The organism is Kitasatospora sp. NPDC049285 (genome assembly GCF_040678815.1).
Taxonomy (GTDB): Bacteria; Actinomycetota; Actinomycetes; order Streptomycetales; family Streptomycetaceae; genus Kitasatospora.
The window spans coordinates 15,776-38,693 of the sequence record NZ_JBFAQR010000065.1 but is presented as its reverse complement, the minus strand read 5'-3'; the positions used below and the strand labels follow the sequence as shown (position 1 = coordinate 38,693).

Here is a 22,918-nt window from a genome sequence, read left to right as displayed (position 1 = left end):
CGGCGGGGGTGGGGGAGAGCTGCGTCATCGACTGCTCCAAGGGATTCTCGTGGTGCGGGAGACCTATTCGTCAGGCCGGAAGACAAATTAGTATGGGCGAGCCCGAGAGGGAAGTCCCACGGCAGAGTCCCGCGCAGATCAGGAGCACGCCCATGGCAGAACCGCTGGTGGTGATCGGGGTCGACAGCTCGACCCAGTCCACCAAGGCGCTGGCCGTCGACGCCGACACCGGCCGGATCCTCGGTGAAGGCCGAGCGGCCCACCGGGTCGACTCCACGGCCGGCCAGGAGAGCGACCCCGAGCAGTGGTGGGACGCCCTCGACTCGGCCGTCGCCGCCACCGGATACGCCGACCGGGCGCAGGCACTGGCGATCGGCGGCCAGCAGCACGGCCTGGTCGCGCTGGACGCCGCCGGCCGGCCGGTACGACCCGCGCTGCTCTGGAACGACGTCCGCAGCGCACCCCAAGCCGCCCGCCTGGTCAAGGAGTTCGGCGCCGACTGGTGGGCGGCCGAGATCGGCAGCGTCCCCGGCGCGTCGTTCACCGCCGCCAAGTGGGCCTGGCTGCGCGAGCACGAGCCCCGGGCGGCCGAGCGCACCGCGGCCGTCCGCCTCCCGCACGACTACCTCACCGAACGGCTCACCGGACGCGGCACCACCGACCGCGGCGACGCCTCCGGCACCGGCTGGTGGACCCCCGGCGGGTACCACCCCGCCGTCCTCGACCGGATCGGACTGGACGCCGCGCTGCTCCCCGAGGTCGTCCCGGCGGGCACCGCCGCCGGCACCGCCCGCGCCGGCGGCGCGCTGCGGCCCGGCACCCCGATCGCCGCCGGGACCGGCGACAACATGGCCGCCGCGCTCGGCCTCGGCCTCGCCCCCGGCACCCCGGTCCTCAGCCTCGGCACCTCCGGCACCGTCTACGCCGTCGCCCGCACCCGCCCCGCCGACCCCACCGGCACGGTCGCCGGCTTCGCCGACGCCCTGGACGGCTGGCTGCCGCTCGCCTGCACCCTCAACTGCACGCTCGCCGTCGACCGGATCGCCGCCCTGCTCGGCCGCGACCGGGAGGCCGTCGAGGGCGGCGGCAGCGCCGTCCTGCTGCCCTACCTGGACGGCGAACGCACCCCCGCCCTGCCGCACGCCAGCGGACTGCTGCACGGACTGCGCCACGACACCACCCCCGGACAGCTCCTGCAGGCCGCCTACGACGGCGCGGCGTACTCGCTGCTCGCCGCGCTCGACGACGTGCTGCGCGTCGACGAGGGCCCGCGCAGCGACGACGCCCGACGGGAGAGTGCCGTGCCGCGCGGCGCAGGTGACGCCCCGTCAACCGGGCAGCCGCTGCTGCTGATCGGCGGCGGCGCACAGGGCCGGGCCTGGCAGCGCACCGTGCAGCGGCTGTCCGGCCGCGCCGTGCAGGTGCCCGCCGCCCGCGAACTGGTCGCGCTGGGGGCCGCCGCACAGGCCGCCGCACTGTGCACCGGCGAGCGGGCCGACGAGGTCGCCCGCCGCTGGCGCACCGCCGACGGCCCGGTGCTGCCCGCCGTCCCGCGCGACGAGGCGGCCCTGGAGCGGATCGCGACTACCATTCGGCAGACGATCGGCCTGCAGGAAGGCGGCGCCGTCGGGTAGTGCGGACGTCCGGGACCGTGCGTCGTCGACCGCGGTCGCGCGCGACGAACGTGAACCGGACGGAGGTCGAACGGAGGAGACGGGTGGCAGCGGGCGAACAGCGGCCGGCGGCGGACGGCGGACCGGGGCCGCGGCGCGGCCCCGCGTCCCAGCAGGACATGCGGCGGCAGAACCTCGCGCTGGTGATGCGCACCGTCGCCGCCGCGTACCCGCTCTCCCGCGCCGACGTGGCCGGCCGCACCGGGCTCACCCGCACCGCCGTCTCCAGCCTGGTCGACGAACTCATCGGCGGCGGGCTGCTGCTCGAGGGCGAGTTGGAGCGCAGCGGCCGGGTCGGCCGTCCCGGCCGGGCGCTGGTGCTCAACGACGCGGGCCCGGCCGGACTCGGCCTGGAGATCGGCGTCGAACACCTCGCCGCCTGCGTCACCGACCTGCGCGGCGAGGTGCGGGTGGAACTGCACCGGCCCGCCCCCAACCACCTGCGCCCGGTCGGCGAGACCCTCACCGACCTGGCCGACCTCGCCGCGCAGGCCGAACGCGAGGCCGTCGCGCTCGGCCTGCGGATCGTCGGCCGGGTGCTGGCCGTCCCCGGCAGCGTGCACGGCGCCGCCGACGGCCCCGGCGAACTGGTCGAGCACGCGCCCAACCTGGGCTGGCACGGCGTCCGGATCGCCGACGACTGGCCCGGCCCCGGCGCCGCCCCCGCCGTCGAGAACGAGGCCAACCTCGGTGCGCTCGCCGAACTCTGGCAGGGCAGCGCCAGCGGCACCTTCCTGCACGTCTCCGCCGCCGACGGCATCGGCGGGGCGCTGGTCCTCGACGGCCGCCTGTTCCGCGGCGTCCAGGGCTTCGCCGGCGAACTCGGCCACCTGCCCGTCCGCCCCGACGGCCGGGAGTGCGGCTGCGGCGCGCGCGGCTGCCTGGAGCAGTACGCGGGACTGGCCGCGGTGCTGCGCGAGGCGAAGCTCTCCGACGCCCCGTCAGGCGAGGACCCGGTGGCGGCGTTGGCGGGCCGCGCGGCCGGCGGCGACGCCGACACCCTGGAGGCGCTGCGCCAGGCCGGCACCGCGCTCGGCACCGCGCTGACCGCCGCGGTCAACCTGATCGACCCGGCCGCGCTGGTCCTCGGCGGCGCCTACGCGGACCTGGCCGAGTGGCTGCTCCCGGCGATGCGCACCGAACTCGCCGCCCGCGTCCGGGTCCGCCCGTGGCCCGAGCGCGCCCTGGTCGCCTCCCCCCTGGCCCGCCGCGGCCCCGTCCTCGGCGCCGCCCTCACCACCGTCCGCCACCTCCACACCGACCCCGCCGCCCTCTGGCTCCCCGCCACCACCCCCTGACCGGGCCGCTGCCGGGCAGCAACAACGCGTGGGCGTCCGGAGGTCTCGGGCGGGCGCCGGTCCGTCAGGCCGGGGGTGGGGCGGTGCTGGTGCGGACGACCAGGCTGGTGGCGAGGTCGACGCGGGTGGCGGCGGGGTGTTCGCCGCGGGCCAGGCCGACGGCGAGGCGGGCGGCGGTCTCGGCCATCTCGACCAGGGGCTGGCGGACGGTGGTGAGCGGCGGGCCGACCCACAGGGCCAGCGGCAGGTCGTCGAAGCCGACCACGCTGAGGTCCTCGGGGACGCGCAGGCCGAGTTCGCGGGCGGCCTGGTAGACGCCGAGGGCCTGCAGGTCGTTGCCGGCGAAGATCGCGGTGGGCCGGTCCGGCCGGGTGAGCAGTTCGCGGGCGCGGGCGTAGCCGCCCTCGTGGTGGAAGTCGCCCTCGTGGATCAGCGAAGGGTCGACCGGGATCCGGGCGGTCTCCAGCGCGGTGCGGTAGCCGTCGACCCGGGCCCGGCTGCACATCATGGCCAGCGGTCCGGAGATCACGCCGATCCGGCGGTGGCCGAGTTCCAACAGGTGGCGGGTGGCGGCGAGGCCGCCCTGCCAGTTGTTGGTGCCGACCGCGGGCACCCCGTCGGCGGGGTCGCCGGCCGGGTCGAGGACCACGAACGGGATGTCGCGGCTGGTGAGTTGGTCGCGCTGGGCGGCGTCCAGGTCGGACAGGACCAGCACCGCGCCGACCGGGCGGCGGGCGAGCACGCCGTCCACCCAGGTCTGCCCCGGAGTGAGCCGGCCGGCCGACTCGGAGAGCACGATGCTCAGCCCCTCCTCGCGGGCGACGTTCTCCACGCCGCGGATCACCTCCACCGCCCAGGCGCTGTCGAGCTGGTGGAAGACCAGGTCGAGCAGCCGGGACGGCGTGGAGGCGGTGCGGCGGCGCTGGTAGCCGGTACGGCGCAGGATCTCCTCGACCTTGGCCCTGGTGGCGGGGGAGACGTCCGCCCGGCCGTTCAGCACCTTCGAAACAGTCGGGGCCGAGACGCCGGCCGCGCGGGCGATCTCCGACAGGGTCGGCGCGGGGTCGCGTTCGAGTTCTGCGGCGCTCATGGCACGGATCCTAGCGCCACCCGCCTCCCGTGGCCTTCGCTGGACATTCGCATGCGGCTCGAAACATTCGGCGCTGGGAACAGAGCGACGGGAGGGAGCGGACGGTCCGTCAGATCCCGTTCCCCGCAAGCGGGGTAGCGCCAACGGCTGTGCATTAACAAGGGAGAACTTCGGGGCAAACAGAGTCAGCTCAGGGGGGATTCCGCTTCCGGCGATCCTCTGTGCACACATAGCGTTCGGCCCGTGACGATGTGCGTCCGTGGCCGCGGTGTGCGGGCCGGCCGGGCGCGGTGACTGGGCTGGGGGCGGGCCTTGGACCGGCAGGGACCGGGGGGTAGGGCTGTGCGCGCGGAGGGGCTGTTCACGGAACGGGCACCGAACGGGCGGTTTCTGTGGCAGCTGAAGGCGATGAACGGTCGGGTGGTGGCAGTGTCCTCGTCGGTCTACGAGTCCGCGGCGGACGCCGAGCGGGCGTACGTCGAACTGGTGGAGCTGGGCCCGGCGCTGGTCGCCCGGATCACCCATGTCCGGGACGGCCTGGGCTGGACCTGGGTGGTGCCCGGCGCCCGCGGCCTCCCGCTGGTCAAGTCCAGCCGGGCGTACGAGCGTTACGCCACCTGCCAGAACGCCTTCCGCCGGTTCGTGGCGCTGGTGGCCAAAGCGGCGGAGGCGTCCGACGGGCCCGAGTCCTCCGCGTCCTCGTGAACACCGCGGAACCGGGCCGCGGCCCGCGGCTGGTGCCGGTGCGCGGCACGGACGGGCGGGTCGGCTGGTCGATGGTGGCCGCCAACGGGCGGCGGCTCGCCACCGCCGCCCGGATGTACCGGTCGGACCGTGAACTCTCCACTGCACTGGGCGAGTTGGTGGCGGAGCGGTCGGCCCTGCGGTTCGTGCTGAGCCAGCAGGAGGACCGGCTGTGGGTCTGGACGGCCTTCCTGCCCGCCCGCAGCACCCGGGCCGGCTCGGGCGGCGGCGAGGCGATCGCCCGCAGCGCCCGCGGCTACCTCCGCCGGGACCAGTGCCGACAGGGCGTGGAGGGCTTCCGGCAGGGCGTCGAGCACGTCCAGCGGCGGTGGCGGCAGAACGGATCGGCGGCCCTGCGGCCCTGGTGACTTCGGCGTGCGGCGGGCGCGGACGCATCCACCCGGAGGGTTCGTGTGCGTCCGGTGGTGCCGGGTGAAGCAGAGGTGGCCGGGGTGACCCCGTGAGCACACCTGGAGAAGAACGTGTCCATGCCCGGCGCCCCGCCGCGGAGGGCGGCAATCCGGCTGGCCAGCAGGGCGTTTGGGTACGGCCGACGGTTCGGGGTGGTGCGCCGGGGGAGCGCGGGGGCGCTTCCGGGGGCGGGCTCCCGGCGGCGAGGATCCATCCGCCGGGAGGACGCGGAGCCTTCCGGTACCGGACCCCCGCCAGGTTCCGGTCCAGCGAGGCACCTTCCTACGGAGGAACAGGACCATGCGTTACACCGCTGCCAAGGCGTTCGCGGCCGTCGCGATGACCGCCGCCCTCTCGGCCGTTGCCGTCCCGGCGATGGCGGACCCGTCCGTCACCCCGGCCGCTCAGGACATCGTCGGTGGTGGCTCGGACACCACGCAGGCTCTGCTCAACCAGTTCTCCACCGACTACAACGCCGCCCTGACCGCCGCCGGCGACACCACCTCCCCGCGCCTGTACAGCTGGGACGCGACCGGCACCAGCCCGATCACCCCGAAGACCGGCGCCTCCAGCATCACCCGCCCGAACGGCTCCGGCGCCGGCATCACCACCCTGAACGGCACCACCAAGACCACCCTGGACTTCGCCCGCTCCTCCCGGGCGCCGCAGACCGGCGACCTGACCACCGACCTCTTCGTGGCGTTCGCGAAGGACGCGGTGACCTGGTCCGCCAAGTCCGGCGGCCACGCCCCGACCAACCTGACCACCGCCGACCTGGTGGACATCTACACCTGCAACAAGACCAACTGGAACCAGTTCACCGGTGGCACCGCGGGCACCATCAAGCCGTACCTGCCGCAGTCCGCCTCCGGCACCCGCGCCTTCTTCCTGAAGGCGATCGGCAACCCGACCCTCGGCGGCTGCGTCGTCAGCGGCCCGGAGGAGAACGAGGGCACCGACCCGGTGCTCAACGACGTCGACGTCATCTACCCGTACTCCGTCGGCCACTGGGTGGGCCAGGCCAACGGCCACACCACCGCCACCGACGACAAGGGCAACCTGACCCTGCGCAGCATCAACGGCGTCGCCCCGCTGACCGGCACCGGCACCCTGAACGCCGCCTTCGCCGGCGGCACCTACGGCCGGGTGCTCTACAACGTGGTCCGCGACGGTGACTGGAACGCCACCAGCACCCAGGCCACCGGCCTGCACAACATCTTCGGCTCCACCGGCTTCCTGTGCTCCACCGCCGGCAAGGCCGACACCACCAGCTACGGCTACCTGACCCTGCCGGCCGCGGCCTGCGGTTCCATCACCCACATCTGACGGACCCCCGGGTCCGTCCGCACCGCCACGCGTCTACCACCACGCGTCAACCGCCGCCCGTCCCGCCCGCCGGGACGGGCGGCGGCCCGTAGCACCACACGCACCGTGCACCACCGAGTTCGACCAGCACCGGTACGACCAGCACCGGGCACCACACGCACCGGGCACCACCACGCACCCGTCCGAAGGAGCCACGATGTCCCGTCCCACCGTCCGGATCGCCGCTGCGGCCGCCGGCCTCGCCCTCGTCGCCACCGCCGCCTCCGCCACCGCCGCGTCCGCCACCCCGGCGTCCGGCAACGCGGTGATCCGCGAGAGCAACACGTTCTTCCAGCAGGCCGCCGAGGCCGGCATCGTGGCCGTGCCGCTGCCCACCGCGACCGCCGGCTACGACGCGACCACCGGCCTGTCGGCGAGCTTCCCGGTCACCGACGGCCACGGCAGCCTGCCCGAGTTCTACGGGAACGTCCAGCTCGGCGGCGGTCTGCTGCTCGTCAACGCGAAGACCGGCTACGCGGCCTCCTTCCACCAGCTGGCCTTCTCGATCGACTCCTGGCAGCTGACCGCCGTCCCGGACGGCTCCACCACCCCGGTCGCGCTGTTCGACCCGGCCGGCGACAACACCGTCACCAGGAGCGGCACCACCCAGAGCCTGAACGCCGCCTCGCTGGTCCTCGACGCCGACGGCGCCCAGTATCTGGACACCAAGCTGCACACCGGCTTCTTCACCGCGGGCCAGAGCGTCGGCTCGTTCGCGGTGACCTTCACCCCCGCCTCCTGAGCCGTTTTCGGCCACAGGAGCCACCCCGCACCGCCCGGCCGAATCGCGGCCGGGCGGTGCGGGGTTTTCTGACGGATCGCCAGTTCTCTTGATTCGAGCACCAATTGGGGCCTCGTACACCTGACGGACAGCGCCCGGCCAGACGTGACTGGCCGAATATCGTCGGGGCCGCCGACGGTCGCTCCGCTCCCTGTCACCCGTGCGTGCCCTACTCCGGTGCGCCGTTCCCGGAGGTGCTGCGCCGATGAGAATCCGCCCGTCAGGGCTGAGAGCCGGATCGCGTCCGTTGAAGGCCTACCTGGCGGCCGTCCTGGTGTGGGCGCTGGGGGCGGCCGTGGTGTTCCTGCCGCTCGGCGGGCCGGGCGTCCAGCCGGCCGGGGCGGCTTCGGGAGTCACCGTGGACGGGCCGGAGGCCTGGGATCCCAACACCTGGACGTACGGACCGAAGGGCAGCGTCACCGTCAGCCCGGCTGCGGGTCTCGGCAACCAGACGGTGCACGTCAGCTGGACCGGCTTCACGCCGAGCGTGGACGACACCGGCCAGCCCGCCGCGATCGTGGCGAACCCGCTGGACGGCAGTCCGGACAAGGTCGTTCGCTACCCGGTCCGGGTCTACCAGTGCCGCGGAACGAACCCGGCGATCACGGACTGCTACGGCTCCAGCCTCTACGGCGGGGACCCGGCCAAGGGGTTCCTGCAGAAGGCCCCGGCGGCCGGCCTCAGCACCCCCGAGTTCCCGTCGAACATGGTCATCGTGCCGACCCGCGCCGACGGCACCGGCGAGGCCGACATCGAGGTGTGGAGCGCCCAGCAGAGCCAGAGCCTCGACTGCGACCCCACCCACCCCTGCTCGATCGTGGTGGAGCCCAACTACGGCGGCGACCCGCTCGGCGCGTACACCTTCCCGGACTCGCAGATCAACTGCGACGACCACTCCGCGGACTCGGACGGCCTGTTCAACACCGCCACCGACGCCACCCTGTACACGAACATGTACCGGACCGACACCGTCGAGTACCGCAGCGGCGAGGCGTGCGCCTGGCAGCACCACGTCGCCGTGCCGCTGACCTTCGGGCCCACCGCGGGCGCGTGCGACGCCAGGAGCTCCGACTTCTCCGCGATCGGCCTGGAGATGGCGGACCGGGCCGTCCAGCAGTGGCGGACCGGCCTGTGCCTGGCGAGCGAGCCGCTGAACGTGCAGTACACCGCCGGCGGCGGCGAGCCGCAGGCCCGCAGCTCCTTCCTGCGCGGCTCCGGCGCCGACATCGCCCTCACCGCGCTGCCCGACCGCAACGCGCCGGCCCGCCCCTACGTGTACGCGCCTCTGGCGAGCAGTGCGATCTCCGTGGTCTTCCTCATCGACGACGGGACCACCCACCGCCAGGTCCGCCGGGTGCGGCTCAACGAGCGGCTGCTGGCGAAGATGCTGACTCAGACGTACCGGAACACCGCGGACGACAGCATGGACACCGTCAAGGGCAACCCGGTGTGCATCTTCACCGACCAGGAGTTCCTGAAGCTCAACGCCGACGTCGCGGCCGGGGTGGGCTGGCCCAGCTGCATCAACAACGGCTTCGCGAGCAGCGTCCCGGTGGTGGTCGGCGGCACCACCGACCTGGTGCACCAGCTCACCGAGTGGATCGCCGCGAACCCCGACGCCGCGCAGTTCCTCCAGGGCGCCACCGACCCGTGGGGCACCCACCTCAACACCAACTACCTGCCGTCGAAGTTCCCCGGCTACCCGGCCGACGCGTTCCAGCCGCAGGACTTCTCCGGTCCGCGCCAGCTGAAGCAGTACGAGTGGAACCCGGTCCTCGGCGGCCTCGGCCAGGTCCTGCGGATGGCGATGCAGCCCCGCGCGTCCTGCCTGAACCCCGACGAGGTGCAGGGCCAGCACGCCCGGTGCCTCGCCCAGACCATCGGCCTGCGCAGCTTCTTCGCCATCACCGACTCCGGCGACGCCCAGGCGGTCAGCCTTCCCGAGGCCGAACTCCCCAACGCGGCGGGACAGTTCACCACTCCGACGATCGGATCGATGCAGGCCGCCGTCGCCGACATGCCGCTCGACGCGACCACCGGCACCCAGCAACTGCCCTACCAGGACCGGGACTCCGCCTACGCCAAGGACACCAAGGCGTACCCGCTGACCATGATGCAGTACGCGATGGTGCCGACCGGGGGCGTCGCGAAGGCCAAGGCGGACGCGATCGCGGGCTTCCTGCGCACCGTGACCGACCCCGGCAAGGGGCAGGTCTACGGCCGCCAGCCTGGTCAACTCGCCATCGGCTACGCCGGTCTGACGAAGCAGCAGCTGGCCCGGGCGAAGGCCGCGGCCGACCACGTCGCCGCGCAGGACGGCGCCAAGCCGAACGGCCAGGACCCGGGCAGCGGCAACGGAAACGGCAACGGCAGCGGCGGGACCACCGGGGGGAGCGCGGGCACCGCCGGCGGCGGCAACTCCGCCACGGGCGGCTCCGGTTCGAACGACGGCTCCTACCTCGGCGGGACCGGCGGCAGCGGCGGGACCGGCTCGACCACCGGCGCAGCCGCCGCGACCGGCACCGGCACGGGCGGCAACAGCACCAAGCCGTCGGGGAGTTCGAGCCCCACGCTGGGCGCGGCCGTGGTCGGGCAGGCCGCCCCGGACCGGGCGGGCATGGCCCGGCTGCTGCTGCCGGTGATCCTCGCCACCGGCGCCGTCCTGCTGGTCGGCGGCCCCGCCGCACTGTTCCTCGGCGGCACCGCCGCCGGCGCGAACATCCGGCGCGGCACCGGCCGGTTCTGGTCGCGACTGCTCGGCCGCAACGGCTGACGGCCCCCGCCGGACGGGCGCCGAACGGCGTCCGTCCGGCCCACCCGGTCCACCCCAGGAACCCTCACCGCGCGGAGAGTTGAGACCATGACAGCCGCCGTCCAGCCGACGGACACCCGCGTTCCACCGCCCGACCCCGACCGGCCCCGTCCGATCAGCGCGCCCGCCTCGCCGTCCGACCAGGTGTTCCGCGGCGTGCTGCGCGCCGCCGGCCTGTCGGTGTTCGCCCTGATGGGCCTGATCGCCTTCTTCCTGCTGCTGCGCGGTGCCACCGCGCTGCGTGCGGCCGGCTGGTCCTTCCTCACCGAGGAGCGCTGGCGCACCGCCGCGCACTCCTTCGGCATCGCCGCGGTGCTGCCCAACGGCATCCTGATCGCGGTGATCGCCCTGTGCATCGCCGTCCCGGTGGCGCTCACCGCCGCGCTGTTCATCTCCGAGTACGCGCCGGCCCGGCTGCGGCCCGCGCTGATCTCGCTGGTCGACCTGATGGCGGCGATCCCCAGCATCGTCTACGGCCTGTGGGGCCTGTTCTTCCTGCAGCCGCGGATCGTCGGGTTCTGCCGCTGGCTGGCCAACCACACCGGCGGGGCGCTGCCGTTCTTCCGGGTGCGCACCGGCGACATCGCCACCTCGTACACCTCCTCGACCTTCATCGCGGGCACCGTGGTCTCCCTGATGATCATTCCGATCATCACCTCGCTCAGCCGCGAGGTGTTCTCGCAGGCGCCGGCCGGTGAGCGGGAGGGCGCCTACGCGCTCGGCTCCACCCGCTGGGGCATGGTGCGCACCGTGGTCCTGCCGTTCGGGCGCGGCGGCGTGATCGGCGCCGTGATGCTCGGCTTCGGCCGCGCCATGGGCGAGACCATCGCCGTCGCGCTGATCATCTCGCCGGTCTTCCGGGTCGCCTGGCACGTCCTGGAGAACGGCAGCAGCTCCATCTCGGCGCTGATCGCGCTGCGCTACGGCGAGTCGGACACCCTGTCGCTGTCCGCGCTGATGGCCGCCGGACTGGTGCTCTTCGCCCTCACCCTGCTGGTCAACGTGGCCGCCGGGTTCATCATCAGCCGGTCCCGGTCCGGCGCCTCGACCTCGGACTGACCGGAGGCCACCGATGCACACCCCCCTCGACACCCGGCCCGGCTCCCACCAGGGCGCCGACCCGACCACGGACCCGGGCGGCCCGCCCGAACCCGAGCAGCAGCGGATCAAGCTCGGCGGCGTCACCCGCGAAGAGGTCCTCACCATGGCCGGCGCGGGCGCCGGCTCGCTCGCCCTGGACTGGCTGCTGTACGAGCGCGTGCTGCCGTTCAGCGGCGCGTTCGGCTTCCTGCTCTGCTGGTACCTGCTGTTCCTCGCGCTCTACACGCTCGCCGGGCGGCTCCAGTGGGACGCCCTGACGGTGCGTGAGCGGCTCGCCACCGCCCTCGCCTGGAGCTCCGGCCTGCTGGTGCTCGCCCTGATCGCCGATCAGATCGGCTACGTGCTGATCCGCGGCGTGCACGCCGCCCGGCACCTGAACTTCTTCACCGAGACCATGCAGAACACCGCGCCGCTGTCGGCCATCACCTCCGGCGGCTGCATCCACGCGGTGGTCGGCTCGCTCGAACAGCTCGGCCTGGCCACCGTGTTCTCGGTGCCGCTCGGCATCCTCACCGCGGTCTTCCTGGTCGAGGCGGGCAGCACCCGGCGCGGCGCCCGGATCGTCAAGCCGGTGCGGGTGCTGGTCGAAGCGATGACCGCGCTGCCGTCCATCGTCGCGGGCCTGTTCGTCCTCGGCGTGGTCATCCTCACCCTCGGCTTCGAGAAGAGCGGCTTCGCGGCCTCGCTGGCGCTGACCGTGATGATGATGCCGATCGTCACCCGCGCCGCCGAGGTGGTCGTCCGGCTGGTCCCCGGCACCCTCAAGGAGGCCTCCTACGCGCTCGGCGCCAGCCAGTGGCGCACCGTCTGGCACGTGGTGCTGCCCACCGCCCGCCCCGGCCTGACCACCGCCGTGGTGCTCGGCATGGCGCGCGGCGTCGGCGAGACCTCGCCGGTCCTGCTCACCGCCGGCTTCACCACCCGGCTCAACTTCGACGCGTTCCACGGCAACCAGACCAGCCTGCCGCTGTACATCTGGAACTACGTCAAGCAGCCCTACCCCGACATGGTCGCCCGGGCGTTCGCCGGCGCGCTGACCCTGATGACCGTGGTGCTGGTGCTGTTCGTCACCGCCCGCGTCCTCGGCCGCCACCGCACCCCGGTCGACCGGCCCACCCGCCGTCCGCTGCGCCGCGCCGCCACCGCGGACGTGCCGCGGCAGGCCGCCGGAGCGCAGCCCGCCCTCGCCCGCACCGCAGTCGTCCGCAACGCCGCACCGGTGGTGGACCACTGATGTCCCGTCAGAGAAGGAAGACCCGTCCCGTGCGACTCCGTCACCTGGCCTCGGCGCTGCTCGCCGCCGCGCTGGCCCTGCCCACCGCGCTGCTCACCGCGACCCCCGCGCAGGCCGCCACCTCGCTCAACGCGGACGGCTCCGGCTGGGCCGGACCGGCGATCGACCAGTGGCGGCACGACGTCGCCCCGATGGGCATCGAGATCGACTTCAACCCGGTCGGCTCGGCCGCCGGGCGCGTGCAGTGGGAGGTCGGCCAGGACGACTTCACCGCCTCCGACGTGCCGTTCCGCTCCTCGCGCGACACCGGCATCGGCGACGGCCGGGCCGGCAGCGGCCAGGGCCAGCCGGAGAACCCGGTGTACGGCTACTCGTACGTGCCGATCACCGCCGGCGGCACCGCGCTGATGTACCACCTGGAGGTCGGCGGCAAGAAGGTCACCGACCTGCGGCTGTCGCCCGACACCGTCGTCGGCATCTTCACCAACAAGATCACCTCCTGGGACGACCCGAAGATCACCGCGGACTACGGCCGCGCGCTGCCGAAGATCCCGATCACCCCGGTGGTCCGCTCCGACGGCTCCGGCGCCACCGCCCAGTTCACCCGCTGGATGGAGCACACCCACAAGAACGAGTGGGACGCGTACTGCACCCACGTCAACGGCGTCACCTGCGGCGACTACACCGAGTTCTTCCCCGCGGACGGCCGGATGACCGCGCAGAACGGCTCCGACGTGGTGGCCGGCTACATCCAGTCGCCCACCGGCATCGGCGCGATCGGCTACGACGAGTACGCGTTCGCCAAGCGCAGCAACTGGCCCGTCGTCAAGGTGCTCAACCCGGCCGGGTACTACAGCCTGCCGACCGCCTCCAACGTGGCCGTGGCGCTCACCGCCGCGAAGATCCGCGGCGTCGACGACAGCACCTCCACCGACGACCCGAACTACCTGCAGCAGAACCTCGACGGGGTCTACACCAACGGCGACCCGCGCTCGTACCCGATCTCCTCCTACAGCTACCTGATCGTCCCCCGGGCGAACGCGCCGCTGCCGGTGCCGCCGCGCTTCAACGACGCCAAGGGCAGCGCGCTCAGCCGCTACCTCGCCTACGTGCTGTGCGCGGGCCAGGGCGAGGCCGACGACCTCGGCTACTCGCCGATCCCGCGCAACCTGGTCCGCGGCGGACTCCTGCAGACCCAGCACATCCCCGGCAACGCCAGCCCCGTCGACGCCAACTCGCTGAACAACTGCCCCAACCCGACGTTCAACGCGGCCGGTGAGCTGACCGTCCTGAAGAACGCCCCGCAGCCCAGCCCCTGCGACAAGCGCGGCGCCCCGCTGGACTGCACCGTGCAGAACGGCCAGGCCGTCTCGAACTCCACCAAGGGCGCCACCAACGGCTCCGGCAGCGGCGGTTCGGGCGGCAGCGGCGGCAGCGCCGGCAACGGCGCCGGCGGCGACAACGGCGCGGGCACGGGCGGCGGCGCAGGCGGCACCGGCGGGGACGGCGCCCAGCAGGTGATCGACCCGCAGACCGGCGAGGTGGTCAACTCCGGCGGCGGCAGCGGCGGTTCGGGCGGCGGCGGGAACGCCCCGGCGAGCGTCGTGGCGCTCGGCGGCCGCCCGCAGGACTGGCTGCTGTCCACCCTCACCGCGATCGAACTCCTCGGCGTGGTCACCGTCCCCCCGCTGCTGGCCGCCTGGTGGCGCCGGCGCGACACCTCGGCGGGCCCCCGGTGACCGACCCCGCCCCGGCCGCCCCGACCGGCGGCGCCCGACCCGCCGCACCCGAGGAGAGACGATGACCGCGCCCGCCGTCGACCGGCCCGTCGGCACCGCACCTGCCGAGCCCGCCGCGGCCACCCCCGCCGACGCACCCGCCCCGCCGCCCGCCGCGGGCGGCGCCCGCCGGCGCGGACTGCTCGCCGCCGCCTGGTCGGTGACCCTCGCCGCGGCGCTGCTGCTCGGCTTCGCCGGCTACCTGCTCGCCCTCTCCGGCCTGCAGGAACAGCACCACCAGAGCAACGCCTACGCCCTGCTGCGCGACCAGCTCGGCAAGGCCACCGCGCCGACCGGCCCCACCGCCGACGGCGCGCCCCTCGCGGTGCTCGACATCCCCGCGCTCGGGCTGCACCAGGCCGTGGTGGTCGAGGGCACCACCGGCCGCGACCTGATGCGCGGGCCCGGCCACCGCCGCGACACCGTGCTGCCCGGACAGCCCGGCGTCTCGGTGCTGTTCGGCCGCGCCACCGCCTTCGGCGCGCCCTTCGCCGACCTCGGCCGGCTCCGGGTCGGCGACGGCATCGACGTGACCACCGGTCAGGGCAGCTTCCACTACACCGTCAACGCCTACGGCGACGGTGATCACCCGATCCAGGACCCCGCGCCCGACCGCCTGGTCCTGGTCACCGGCAACTCCGACTGGATCCCCACCTCCACCGTCCTGATCGGCGCCCGACTGGACGGCGACCCGCAGCCGCCCGGCGCCCGCCGCCCCGCCACCACCCCCACCGACAAGGCGCTCGCCGCCGACAAGGGCGCCCTGCCGGCACTCCAACTCTGGTCGCTGGCCCTGCTGGTGGCCGTCCTGCTGGCCGGCCTGGCAAGCCGCCGCTGGCGGCGCACCGCCGCCTACCTGTGCTTCACCCCGGTGGTCGCCGCACTGACCTGGACGGTGTACGAGAACGCTGCCGCCCTGCTGCCCAACCTCTACTGACCGCCGCGCCGCCCCTTCGCTGCGCCACCGCACGTCTGTCGGAAAGGACCGCCCGGCGATGACCGAGACCGCCGAACCGCCGTACGCCACCCAGAAGTTCGCCGCCCAGCCGTTCCCCGGGAGCCCGGCCGACCCGCCGACCGTGCCGCTGCCCCCGGTGCCCGCCGGCGGCGGGCCCGGGGACGGCCTGTCCGGGCTGGAGACCCGCGACGTCACCGCCTGGTTCGGCCGGCGCAAGGTGCTGGAGCGCGTCTCGCTGACGATGCGGGCCGGGGAGATCACCGCGCTGATCGGCCCGTCCGGCTGCGGCAAGTCCACCTACCTGCGCATCCTCAACCGGATGCACGAGATGGTCCGCGGCGCCGCGCTGGCCGGCGAGGTGCTGCTCGACGGCGAGGACGTCTACGCGTCCGGCCGCCGCCCCGCCGACGTCCGCCGCCGGATCGGCATGGTCTTCCAGCGGCCCAACCCGTTCCCCACCATGTCGATCCACGACAACGTGGTCAGCGGCCTCAAGCTGGCCGGCATCAAGGTCGGCCGCGACGAGCGCGACCACCTGGTGGAGTCCAGCCTCCGGCAGGCCGGGCTGTGGAACGAGGTCAGCACCCGCCTCGGCACCCCCGGCGGGGCGCTCTCCGGCGGCCAGCAGCAGCGCCTGTGCATCGCCCGCTCGCTCGCGGTCTCCCCGGAGATCCTGCTGATGGACGAGCCCTGCTCGGCCCTCGACCCCACCTCCACCCGGCGCATCGAGGAGACCATCGCGGAACTGCGCCACAACGTCACCATCGTCATCGTCACCCACAACATGCAGCAGGCCCAGCGGGTCTCGCAGTCCTGCGCCTTCTTCCTCGCCACCCACGACACGCCCGGCCGGATCGTCGAACACGGCCCCACCGCGCAGGTGTTCGGCAACCCGGCCGACCCGCGCACCTCCGACTACGTCAACGGCCGATTCGGCTGACGGGCGCGCGGACCCGGCCGTGGTGACGGCCGGTCAGGACACCGGTCCGTGACGGTGTGTCATGCCGGGGCCGGGCGTCGCCGAGCCCTAGCGTTTGTGGCGGAACCCACACACCCCGCGAGGAGAAGCGCCGCCATGGCCGTCAACCTGCCCGAGCTCACCGGGGACTACGTCCTCGACCCCACCCACACCCGGATCGGATTCGTCGCCCGCCACGCGATGGTCACCAAGGTGCGCGGCTCCTTCGAGAAGTTCGAGGGCGCCGCGCACCTGGACGGCGCCGACCCGTCCCGCTCCACCGCCCAGGTGGTCATCAAGACCGAGTCGATCACCACCGGGGTCGAGCAGCGCGACCAGCACCTGCGCACCAACGACTTCCTCGACGCCCCGCACTTCCCCGAGATCACCTTCCGCACCACCGCGGTCGAGCCGCGCTCCGACACCGAGTACCGCGTCACCGGTGACCTCACCATCAAGGACACCACCCGCCCGGTCTCGATCGACTTCGAGTACACCGGCAACGCCGTCGACCCCTACGGAAACCTCCGCGCCGGCTTCGAGGGCTCGGTCACCATCAGCCGCAAGGAGTTCGGCGTCAGCTGGAACGCCGCCCTCGAAGGCGGCGGCGTCCTGGTCGGCGACAAGGTGGTCCTCGAGTTCGACATCTCGGCGATCAAGCACAGCTGACGGACCGGCGGCCCGGCGGGCGCGGCTCAGCGCCCGCCGGAGCGCTGCCAGCGGTCGCCCGCGTACCGCTCCAGGGCGGCCTCCAGCTCGGGCGGGATCCGGTCGGTGGTGCCGAAGTCCCAGACGTCGAGCCAGTCCTGGCCGGCCGGAGCGGTGGGATCGGGGTGCAGGCGGAGCTGCAGGCGGCCGGTGACGGCGACTCCGAGGAACAGTTGCCGCACCGCCCCGGAGGGTCCGAGCCGGCGGACCCGCACCTCCGCCACCTCGTCCCAGTGGACCCGCAGCCGACGGCCCGCGTTCACCTCGATCAGCTCGGCGGTGATCCGCAGGTCCGATGCGAAGCAGTACAGCCCAGCGGCCGTCGCGAGGAGCAGCAGCAGCGCGACGACGAGGAACAGCGGCGAGATCGTGGCGATGCCGTGCCAGCTTTCCCGCAGATCGGCCCGCACCCCGTGGACCGCCGACATCGGTGAGACGAACAGCAGGTAGACCAGGACGGGGAGCAGCAGCTCGTAGCCGAGGACTCCCAGCTCGCGGAGGCCGAGGGCGCGGCCGCGCAACCGGACCTCCAGCGGTTCCTGACGGTCCGCCGGCTGCCGGGGCGCCCGGCCGAGGTGCTCGCGCAGCTCGGCGTGCCAGAAGTGGTAGCTCACCCCGTTGCGCCGCAGGACCCCCAACAGGCGGGCGTCCTCCAGGAATTGCAGGGTGTCCCAGGGCAGCAGGCCGACCGCGGACAGCACCGCCCGGGTGGCGGTCCACCGGCCCCAGCGGCTCAGCGCGACGAGTGCGGCCGCCGAACAGCCGAAGGCGAGCAGCAGGGCCGCGGGGCGGGCGCCCGGACCGGCCGCCTGCCAGACCGAGGCGTCGAAGACCGACACCGAGGACAGGGCGGCGGCGGGGGCGATCAGGGCCGCCTCGGACAGGGCGATCGCCCGCTCCCGACGCTGCAGGGTCCGCTGGTCGGCGGCGGAGTCCGGGGCGGCGCGCCCGGTCAGGACCAGGTTGGGGACGAGCGGCAGCAGGAACAGGGCGAGCACGGTCGGCAGTCCGCCGGAGCCCAGCCAGCCGGCGACGGCCAGGGCCGCGCTCGCGGCGACGGCCGCCACTGCGCCCGGAGCAGCGGTGAACTGCCGTGGATGGTCGTCCAGTTCGAACACGATTCGGCGGGCGAGGTGGCGGCCGAGGACGGTGCAGAAGGTGGCCAGGCCCACCACCATGCCGAGCGCCAGGGCGAGTACGGCCGGACCCGGCCGGCCGGAGCCCGACCAGAGCAGCGGGGCCAGCACCCTGCCCAGCCCCGTGCCGAGGGCCGCCGCCGCGACCATCACCAGCGCGCCCCACGGCCGCGCCGCGGTGAGCGGGCTGCTGATCCGCCACCAGGCCAGGTCCTGGTTCCGCGCCCGCAGGGACTGGCGGGCGAGCAGGCGCAGCGCGCGGAGGGCGACGTCCGGCTCCCACTGGCGCGAGGGCCGGGGGAGTCCGGGCGGTGGCACGCCGTGGGCGAGGCGGGCCGCCACGAACCCGTCCCAGAGCTGTCGTTCGACCGCCGCGCGGGCGGGGAAGCGGTGCCGGTCGAGGAGGACGCCGGGATCGCCGGTCCGCAGCGTGGCCGCGAGGTGGAGCATCAGCGGGGTGGTGAGCGCCTCGGCCGCCGGCCCCGTCGGGTCGGTGGCGAGCCGGTCGAGGACGGCGGCCCAGCCGGGCCGGGCGGCTTCCGGCAGGCGGGTGGTGAGGTAGGCGTGGGCCGACGCCGGAGCCACGGGGCGGGCGCGCACCGTCGGCAGCGTTGCCATCAGCGCCGGGGCGAGGTCCAGCGCGTCCGCGTGTGCGGCCGGGCGCGAGGTGATGACCAGCGGGTGGTGGTCCCGCAGCTCGCGCGCCGACTGCTCCAGCGCGCGCCGTCGTTCGCCGCTACCGAGCTCGTCGAGCCCGTCCAGCACGGGGACCACCAGCCCGGCCTCGACCAGGCGGAGCGCCGCATCGTGCCCGGCCCGGGTCGGCGGGACGCCGAAGTCCTCCTGCAGGCGGCGTACGACGAACGCGTGGAAGCTCTCCCGCTGCCGGGTGGTGAGCCGCCAGTCCGGGAGGCTGAGCAGGACCGGAACCGGACCGCCGGTCGCGCCCGGCGGGAGGAGCGCGAGGGCGGCCAGGATCACGGCCGAGGTCTTCCCCGCCCCGGCCGGGCCGACCACCGCGAGGCGCACCGGCGCCGGCCCGGCGAGCCAGTCGCCGACGCCGACGCGCAGCCCGTCCGTGCTCCCGTCGGCCTCCCACTCCACCGGCAGCGGCGTGCCGGTCAGCGCGCGCACCGCCGCCTGGTCGGCCCAGTGCCTGCGGGCGTGCGCGGCGAGCTCCGCGAGGCCGTCGTCGGACCGGCCCGCGTGGACGACGGTGAGCCGCTCCACCGTCCCCGCCTGGATCAGCGTCTCGACCCGGGCGTGATTGGTGTTGACGGTCCTCGCGTCGAGGGCCGGATCGGGGGCGTCGGGCGGCACGGGCATGGGAGCCATCATGCCCGGGCGGAGCGTCACGCACGGCCGGTCCGCGCAGGACGCCGCCGGGGAGACCGGCGGGGCGTCAGCCGACCACGGGCCCGCCACCTGTGTGCCCGCTACGAAGCTCCGAGGGCCGTGGTGTAGGACTGTGGGTGACGGGCCGTCAAGGCCGCCGAAACGCAGGGAGGGCAGCGCGATGAACGACGCGGACACGTATGACCTGGTGGTGCTGGGCGGGGGACCGACCGGGGAGAACCTCGCCGACCGGGCGGTGGCCGGCGGGCTGACCGTCGCGGTGGTGGAGGCCGAGCTGGTCGGCGGCGAGTGCAGCTACTGGGCCTGCATGCCGAGCAAGGCGCTGCTGCGCCCGGCCGCCGCACTCGCCGACGCCCGCCGCCTGCCCGGCACCCGGGAGGCCGTCACCGGGCCGCTGGACGCCGCCGCCGTGCTGGCCCGGCGCGACGCCTTCGCCTCGCACTGGAAGGACGACGGACAGGTGTCCTGGCTGGAGTCGGTCGGCATCACGCTGGTCCGCGGCCACGGCCGGCTGGACGGCGAGCGCCGGGTCGCCGTCGAACTCCCGGGCGGCGCACGGCGGGTCCTCACCGCCCGGCACGCCGTCGCGGTCTGCACCGGCACCCGCGCCGCGCTGCCGCACCTGCCGGGGATCGCCGAGGCCGGGGTGTGGACCAGCCGCGACGCCACCTCCGCGAAGGCCGTCCCCGGGCGGCTCGCGGTGGTCGGCGGCGGCGTGGTCGCCGTCGAGATGGCCACCGCCTGGCGGGCCCTCGGCAGCGAGGTCACCCTGCTGGTCCGCGGCGACGCGCTGCTGGAGCGCACCGAGCCGTTCGCCGGGCAACTGGTCGCCGACGGGCTGCGCGAGGCGGGCGTGGACGTCCGCCTCGGCGTCTCGGTGACGGCGCTCGCACGCGACGGCGAGCTGCGCCTCGAGCTGTCCGACGGCACCCGGCTGCCCTGCGACGAGGTGCTGTTCGCCACCGGCCGCACCCCCGCCACCGCCGACCTCGGCCTGGACACCGTCGGCCTGCAGCCCGGCAGTTGGATCGAGGTCGACGACACCGGGCTGGCCAAGGACGTCCCCGGCGGCTGGCTGTACGCCGCCGGAGACGTCAACCGGCGCGCCCTGCTCACCCACCAGGGCAAGTACCAGGGCCGGGTGTTCGGCGCGGTGATCGCCGACCGGGCGGCCGGCCGCGAGCTGGACCTCGCCCCGTGGGGCCGCAGCGTCGCCACCGCCGACCGGGCCGCCGTCCCGCAGGTGGTCTTCACCGACCCCGAGGTCGCCGCCGTCGGCCTGACCCTCCGGGAGGCCGAGGACGCCGGCCTGCGGGTGCGCGCCGTCGACTACGCGATCGGCGACGTCTCCGGCGGCTCGCTCTACGGCGACGACTACCGCGGCCGGGCCCGCGCCGTCATCGACCTCGACCGCGAGGTGCTGGTCGGCGCGACCTTCGTCGGCCCGGGCGTCGCCGAACTGGTGCACTCCGCCACCGTCGCCGTCGCCGGCGAGGTGCCGATCAGCCGCCTGTGGCACGCCGTCCCCGCCTACCCCACCATCAGCGAGGTCTGGCTGCGCCTGCTGGAGACCTACCGGGGTTGACGGTCCGTCGGCTCACAGCCGGGTCGCCGCCACCGCGGCCAGGATCTTCTCGGCGGCGGCCTCCTTCGGCGCGTTCACGGCACCCACCGCCCTGCGGTCCGCCACCGCCTCCAGCGAGTAGTGACGGCCCTGCACGGTGAACACCAGCTCCGGGTGCCGCCCGTCCTCCCGGAAGGACGTCAGCACCGCGTTCTCGCCGATGCCCGGGACCGGCTCGACCTTCCGGTCCGAGCCTTCGGCCGTGGCCAGCGCGAAACGGCTGTCGTCCAGCCATTCGAGCGCCACGTACGCGGTGCGCGAGCCCCAGGTGCAACCCCACGACGTCGACTTCGACGCGCCCTCCGCGAGCAGCGTGTCCGACGCGTCGAGCTCCGCCGTCACCTGACCGTTCGTCAGCACCGCGCACGGGTCGCCGGTCGGGGTGCCGGCCGCCCGCGCGGAGGCGGACGGGGCCGAGGTCGGTGCGGGAGGAGCCGACGAAGCCCCGCGGACCGCGGACGCCGTGGCGGACCGCCCGTCGCCGCTCGCCGTGCCCCCGGACGACGAGCACGCCGCCAGCGTCAGCCCCGCCAGCACCGCCGCCCCCAGCGCAGCACACCGCCGCTTGTCCACGAACACCATCAGCCCTCCCCAGTGACAGTCACCCATCCGATCAATCCCCACCGTACGCGGGTCAACTGACAGCTCGTCAGGAGCGGCGGAAAGATTGCGGCGGCATGGCCGGAGCGCGACCCCGCGTGACGATCCGCCGCGGCGGTTGATCCACCGCCGCCGGTGTGTGAGCGTGGCCGGGAACGGCGGCGCCGCACCCCGCGCCGCGGCGAGCGAGGAGAACACGGTGCCCCACCACGACCGGCCACTGCGGGCCCTGGGATTCCTGACCATCGGCCTCTACCAGGAGGCCGACCCGCGGGCCGGACACGAGTCCACCCTGCGGCTGATCGAACTCGGCGAGCGCCTCGGCTTCGACAGCGCCTGGCTGCGCCACCGCCACCTGCAGTACGGCATCTCCTCCCCGCTCACGGTGCTGGCCGCCGCCACCCAGCGCACCTCCCGGATCGCGCTCGGCACCGCCGTCACCCCGCTCGGCTGGGAGAACCCGCTGCGCCTCGCCGAGGACCTGGCCACCGTCGACCTGCTCTCCGGCGGGCGGCTCAACCCCGGGATCAGCGTCGGCCCGCCCGCCCACCTCGCCCGGGTCAAGGACGCGCTGTACCCGGACACCGCCGAGGCGGAGGACTTCGGCCACGGCCGGGCCCGCCGACTGCTCGACCTGGTGCGCGGCGAGCCGGCCAGCGACTTCCGCGGCACCGAGGGCATCGAGGAGTACTCCGACCGGGTCCAGCCGCACGCCCCCGGTCTCGCCGGGCGGATCTGGTACGGCGCCGGCAGTCTCCGCTCGGCCCGCTGGGCGGGCGAGCACGGGCTCAACCTGCTCACCAGCAACGTCGTCAAGGACGAGACCGCGCAGGACGCGCAGACGGTCCAGGCCGACCCCGAGGCGTACTTCGCCGCCCTGCAGGCCGCGCAGATCCGCGCCTTCCGGGCCGCGCACCCCGACGGCGAAGCCGCCCGGGTCTCGCAGGGGCTGGTGGTCATCCCGACCGACAGCGCCACCCCCGGCCAGGCCGCCAGGTACCGGGAGTACGTCGAGGCCCGCGCCGCACGCACCGCCACCGCCCACGGCCCGGGCCGGCTGCGCTTCGCCCCCGACCTGGTCGGTCCGAGCGCGGAGCTGGCCGAACGGCTGTCCGCGCACGCCGGGTACCGCGAGGTCGAGGAGGTCGCCTTCGCGCTGCCGTTCACCTTCGGCCACGACGACTACGTGCAGATCCTCACCGACCTGGCCGGTGCACTGGGCCCCGCGCTCGGGTGGCGGCCGCAGGTCTGACGGCGCAGGCCCGACGGCGCAGGTCTGACGGCGCAGGTC

The 22,918-nt window shown here is 74.5% G+C and carries 18 protein-coding genes; 15 read left to right on the top strand and 3 right to left on the bottom strand.

From position 1 onward, the window contains the following. The first annotated feature begins 152 nt into the window (after positions 1–152). Positions 153–1,634 carry an FGGY family carbohydrate kinase gene (locus AB0K51_RS29430; RefSeq protein ID WP_363460336.1) on the top strand — a complete coding sequence of 494 codons (1,482 nt, stop codon included), beginning with the start codon at positions 153–155 and terminating at the stop codon, positions 1,632–1,634. Between the two features lie 158 nt (positions 1,635–1,792). Continuing rightward, complete coding sequence (locus tag AB0K51_RS29425) at positions 1,793–2,971, top strand: ROK family protein (RefSeq protein WP_363460339.1); 1,179 nt, start codon at positions 1,793–1,795, stop codon at positions 2,969–2,971. Between the two features lie 64 nt (positions 2,972–3,035). Here the strand turns inward: AB0K51_RS29425 and AB0K51_RS29420 are convergent, their stop codons facing one another. Beyond that, entirely contained in the window at positions 3,036–4,061 is a 1,026-nt protein-coding gene (locus tag AB0K51_RS29420) for a LacI family DNA-binding transcriptional regulator (protein ID WP_363460334.1), read from the bottom strand. A 342-nt stretch (positions 4,062–4,403) separates the two neighbouring features. On the opposite strand from AB0K51_RS29420, the gene AB0K51_RS29415 reads away from it, so the two are divergent. From AB0K51_RS29415 to AB0K51_RS29365, 11 genes are all read left to right on the top strand, one after another. Further along, positions 4,404–4,766 carry a DUF1508 domain-containing protein gene (locus AB0K51_RS29415; protein ID WP_363460332.1) on the top strand — a complete coding sequence of 121 codons (363 nt, stop codon included), beginning with the start codon at positions 4,404–4,406 and terminating at the stop codon, positions 4,764–4,766. Then, the gene (locus AB0K51_RS29410) at positions 4,763–5,173 is read left to right on the top strand and encodes a hypothetical protein (protein ID WP_363460330.1); all 411 of its coding nucleotides are present in this window, start codon (positions 4,763–4,765) and stop codon (positions 5,171–5,173) included. The genes AB0K51_RS29415 and AB0K51_RS29410 overlap by 4 nt, the downstream gene beginning before the upstream one ends. Before the next feature lie 343 nt (positions 5,174–5,516). Next, entirely contained in the window at positions 5,517–6,542 is a 1,026-nt protein-coding gene (locus AB0K51_RS29405) for a substrate-binding domain-containing protein (protein ID WP_363460329.1), read from the top strand. Between the two features lie 196 nt (positions 6,543–6,738). Next, positions 6,739–7,323 (top strand): hypothetical protein, encoded by a 585-nt coding sequence (locus AB0K51_RS29400; RefSeq protein WP_363460327.1) that lies wholly within the window; start codon positions 6,739–6,741, stop codon positions 7,321–7,323. Between the two features lie 286 nt (positions 7,324–7,609). Further along, positions 7,610–10,135 (top strand): hypothetical protein, encoded by a 2,526-nt coding sequence (locus AB0K51_RS29395; RefSeq protein ID WP_363460325.1) that lies wholly within the window; start codon positions 7,610–7,612, stop codon positions 10,133–10,135. 87 nt (positions 10,136–10,222) lie between these two features. Further along, the gene (gene pstC / locus AB0K51_RS29390) at positions 10,223–11,233 is read left to right on the top strand and encodes a phosphate ABC transporter permease subunit PstC (RefSeq protein ID WP_363460323.1); all 1,011 of its coding nucleotides are present in this window, start codon (positions 10,223–10,225) and stop codon (positions 11,231–11,233) included. Positions 11,234–11,246: 13 nt separating this feature from the next. Beyond that, positions 11,247–12,509: a phosphate ABC transporter permease PstA gene (gene pstA / locus AB0K51_RS29385; RefSeq protein WP_363460321.1), complete on the top strand. Its 1,263-nt coding sequence runs from the start codon at positions 11,247–11,249 to the stop codon at positions 12,507–12,509. Between the two features lie 29 nt (positions 12,510–12,538). After that, entirely contained in the window at positions 12,539–14,248 is a 1,710-nt protein-coding gene (locus AB0K51_RS29380) for a substrate-binding domain-containing protein (RefSeq protein WP_363460320.1), read from the top strand. A 61-nt stretch (positions 14,249–14,309) separates the two neighbouring features. Further along, positions 14,310–15,224: a sortase gene (locus AB0K51_RS29375; RefSeq protein WP_363460318.1), complete on the top strand. Its 915-nt coding sequence runs from the start codon at positions 14,310–14,312 to the stop codon at positions 15,222–15,224. Positions 15,225–15,282: 58 nt separating this feature from the next. Then, a complete protein-coding gene (locus AB0K51_RS29370) occupies positions 15,283–16,185 on the top strand; it encodes a phosphate ABC transporter ATP-binding protein (RefSeq protein WP_363460316.1) in 903 nt (300 codons plus the stop codon). 135 nt (positions 16,186–16,320) lie between these two features. Then, on the top strand, positions 16,321–16,872 hold the full coding sequence (locus AB0K51_RS29365; protein ID WP_363460314.1) for a YceI family protein: 552 nt from the start codon (positions 16,321–16,323) through the stop codon (positions 16,870–16,872). A 26-nt stretch (positions 16,873–16,898) separates the two neighbouring features. On the opposite strand, the gene AB0K51_RS29360 is transcribed toward AB0K51_RS29365, so the two are convergent. Continuing rightward, complete coding sequence (locus AB0K51_RS29360) at positions 16,899–19,373, bottom strand: hypothetical protein (protein ID WP_363460312.1); 2,475 nt, start codon at positions 19,371–19,373, stop codon at positions 16,899–16,901. 190 nt (positions 19,374–19,563) lie between these two features. On the opposite strand from AB0K51_RS29360, the gene AB0K51_RS29355 reads away from it, so the two are divergent. Then, complete coding sequence (locus AB0K51_RS29355) at positions 19,564–20,988, top strand: NAD(P)/FAD-dependent oxidoreductase (protein WP_363460310.1); 1,425 nt, start codon at positions 19,564–19,566, stop codon at positions 20,986–20,988. Positions 20,989–21,000: 12 nt separating this feature from the next. Here AB0K51_RS29355 and AB0K51_RS29350 read toward each other — a convergent pair whose 3' ends face one another. Further along, positions 21,001–21,609 (bottom strand): DUF3558 family protein, encoded by a 609-nt coding sequence (locus tag AB0K51_RS29350; RefSeq protein ID WP_363460308.1) that lies wholly within the window; start codon positions 21,607–21,609, stop codon positions 21,001–21,003. A 217-nt stretch (positions 21,610–21,826) separates the two neighbouring features. Between AB0K51_RS29350 and AB0K51_RS29345 the strand changes: the two genes are divergently transcribed. Then, positions 21,827–22,879: an LLM class flavin-dependent oxidoreductase gene (locus AB0K51_RS29345; protein ID WP_363460338.1), complete on the top strand. Its 1,053-nt coding sequence runs from the start codon at positions 21,827–21,829 to the stop codon at positions 22,877–22,879. The last annotated feature ends 39 nt before the right edge of the window (positions 22,880–22,918 follow it).